The organism is Desulfobacter sp. (genome assembly GCF_050177295.1).
The window spans coordinates 1-2797 of record NZ_JBFXHE010000512.1 but is presented as its reverse complement, the minus strand read 5'-3'; the positions used below and the strand labels follow the sequence as shown (position 1 = coordinate 2797).

Below are 2797 nucleotides of genomic sequence, written 5' to 3'. Positions count from 1 at the left end.
GGAAGATATTATTGAAACCGTTCTGGGGCTTGAAATCATAGACGAGAAAGATACCATCACCGACATGCGCAAATATGCCAGAGAGCGTTGGGAAACCCGGCAGGCCAAGTATAACCTACTGGACCGTTTGGACTCTGGCAAAGATTGACCCGGGCGATGGCTCAGATCTGCCACCCCCCCCCAGAACTTTGTACAGATTGACCAGGTTGCTGAGCCAGGCCAGGCAGATGGTTATGGTACCCTGTTCCGAAGGAAAAAGGGTCGGCTGGGAATCCAGGATCGAAAGGAAATTATTCACGCCTGAAATTGATCTGGGGCAAAGGAATTGTACATCCATGACATTTAAACCATCCATAGCATTTAGGGCCAAGGCCAAAGCCGGGGAGGCAATGGTTGAGGCTTTTTTAAAAAAAAACGGAAAGCAGCTGGGTGTGAATCTTCATACCCATCAAGGACCGCCACTTATTTCGTGGGCCAAAATAGGATCGGACAAAAAAGAGACGTTGGTTCTGATTCATGGGTTTGGAGACAGAAAAGAAAGTTTTTATTTTATTTCAGAAGTTTTAAAAGAAAAGCTAAATCTCATCATCCCGGATTTGCCTGGATTTGGAAATTCCGGTATGGACCCGCAACTTGTTTATAGTCTGGATAATTATACGGATTGGTTCGGGCGGTTTATTGAACAAACCGGACTGGACTCTTTCCATCTTGCCGGTTGTTCCATGGGGGGTGCCATTGCCGTAAAGCTTGCGGCCCAATTCCCTTCCAAAGTCAAATCCTTGTCTTTGGTGGACCCGGCCGGTTTTTACCTGCCCGGCAAACACTCTGTTTACGATGAGGCGCTGGCCGGATCCAATATCTTTCATATAAATTCTCCCGGGGATTTCGAAACCTTACAATCTAGAATTTTTAGAAAAAGCCCACCGCTTCCTGCTTGTGTCAGGGAGTATATGATTTTGAAGGCCATAGGGGACCGGCAGTGGTTTGCCAAAATATTTGATGAACTGATGGATATGGAGTCAATAAAGTCCGGCAAAATATCCCTGGAACAGGCCTCGTTAAACCATCTTTGCAAAGATATGACCATGCCTGTCATGCTGTTTTGGGGGCGCCATGATTCTCTTTTGCCGTGGGAAACAGCGCCGTTTGTAAATGAGTTGTTTCCCCGTTCACAGGTTCATATCTTTGATGAATATGGCCACGCACCCCATTTGGAAGGCCCCCGGAAACTGGCCGAGCGGATGCTGGATTTCATCAGGGATGAAAAAAGATGACCCCCCCACCTGACACCCGCCCCATACAATATCCTCTCCGCCCCGCCCTTGCCGTGGGCGCGGTTGTATTCAAAGACAACAGGGTGTTGCTGGTCAAACGGGGTAACCCTCCGGCCAGAGGCGTCTGGGCAATACCCGGCGGCAGTGTGGAATTGGGAGAAACCCTTCAAAAAGCGGCTGAAAGGGAAGTTTTAGAGGAAACCGGCATTGTCATCAAGGCCGGGGAACCCGTATTGTCATTTGAATCCATTCACAGGGATGACAATGATCGGGTCAGGTTTCATTATTATATTGTGGATCTTGCAGCCACTTATATCAGTGGAGAGCCCTCTCCCGGAGATGATGCCCTGGATGCCGGGTGGATCTCCGGAGAAGCGCTTGGTCGTCTTAACGTCAATCCCATCACCCTTAAACTTCTTCGCCAAACCTTTAACTTCGGATAACCGCCATGGGCTGACCTGGTCTATTACCCCCCCAGGCTCAACCCATAACAAAACATGAACGTCTTATCGTTCCCAAAGGGAGAGCAGTTCGGGTAAAAATTTACCCCCGGGTCCGTCAAGGACAATTCCCCGATCATGCCGGGCGGCAAACTGCCTGAAGGGATTATCGCTGGGGTTGATGTCCACAATGACCGCTTCAGGATTTCGGGCCACCATCATGCCGATCTGCATGGGAAGGTTTGTGGCGCCTGCTGTGCCCACCACCAGGAGAAGATCTGTGGATGTGGCCCATCCCATGGCGGATTCGGCCTTGTACCAGGTTTCGTTGTAACATTCATCAAACCACAGGATATGGGGCCGGGCAAGGCTGCCGCACCTGGCGCAGGTCAGCAGTTTTTTTTCTTCCTCAGTAACCGGCTGGTCTTTTTTCTTCTCTGCGATGCCCTCTGGGAATTCAAAAAGCCTTGGGGTGCATTCTCCTGCACATCGTGTATAATTAATGTTCCCGTGGATCTGAAAGGTTCGTTCAAGGCTGTTGCCGGCCCGTAAATGAAGACCGTCCACATTCTGGGTGATCAGACAGAACCTGTCTTTGAAAAGTTCTTCCATCCGGGCAATGGCGTGATGGCCTGAATTGGGTTCTGCATTTTTACACACGGTATGCCGGTAAAGGTACCAGGCCCAGACGTCCCAAGGGTTTTGGGTAAACATGCTGTGGGTGGCCATCTGTTCGGGCCGGTACTCTCTGGACCCCACAGTCCAGTACCCTTCAGGCCCCCGGAATGTCGGGATGCCGCTTTCAGCTGAAATTCCGGCCCCGGTTAAAACGGTGATCCGTTTGTTGTTATCCTTAAACGGCTCAAGCAGCTTGGCTGTGTCCATCTTCCTGCCTCCTTGTTTGTGTCAATTGATAAGTGTGATGCAAATACCTTTCTATTCATCAATAAAATCTGATCAATAAAATCTGATCAGGTCTCGGATTGTAGATCATCCCGGATTTTCATTAATAGCTTACCCGTGACATTGGAGCCGATACCCCAGAAACTGTCCGCTGCCGAATGATCATATAGTGTTCCTTTA

General features: G+C 49.6%; 3 protein-coding genes. 2 read left to right on the top strand and 1 reads right to left on the bottom strand.

The features are described 5' to 3' along the window. The first annotated feature begins 197 nt into the window (after positions 1-197). Both AB7U36_RS21905 and AB7U36_RS21900 read left to right on the top strand, forming a co-directional pair. Positions 198-1274 (top strand): alpha/beta fold hydrolase, encoded by a 1077-nt coding sequence (locus AB7U36_RS21905; RefSeq protein ID WP_428161723.1) that lies wholly within the window; start codon positions 198-200, stop codon positions 1272-1274. Continuing rightward, positions 1271-1717, top strand: coding sequence for an NUDIX hydrolase (locus AB7U36_RS21900; RefSeq protein WP_428161722.1), 447 nt, complete (start codon positions 1271-1273; stop codon positions 1715-1717). Before AB7U36_RS21905 ends, AB7U36_RS21900 begins: the two co-directional genes overlap by 4 nt. 63 nt (positions 1718-1780) lie before the next feature. On the opposite strand, the gene AB7U36_RS21895 is transcribed toward AB7U36_RS21900, so the two are convergent. After that, on the bottom strand, positions 1781-2599 hold the full coding sequence (locus tag AB7U36_RS21895) for an SIR2 family NAD-dependent protein deacylase (protein ID WP_428161721.1): 819 nt from the start codon (positions 2597-2599) through the stop codon (positions 1781-1783). Positions 2600-2797 lie beyond the last annotated feature (198 nt).

Bases quoted from the DNA above. Each gene is read 5' to 3' on its own strand.
- AB7U36_RS21895 (WP_428161721.1), bottom strand. From the start codon at position 2,599: ATGGACACAGCCAAGCTGCTTGAGCCGTTTAAGGATAACAACAAACGG.
- AB7U36_RS21900 (WP_428161722.1), top strand. From the start codon at position 1,271: ATGACCCCCCCACCTGACACCCGCCCCATACAATATCCTCTCCGCCCC.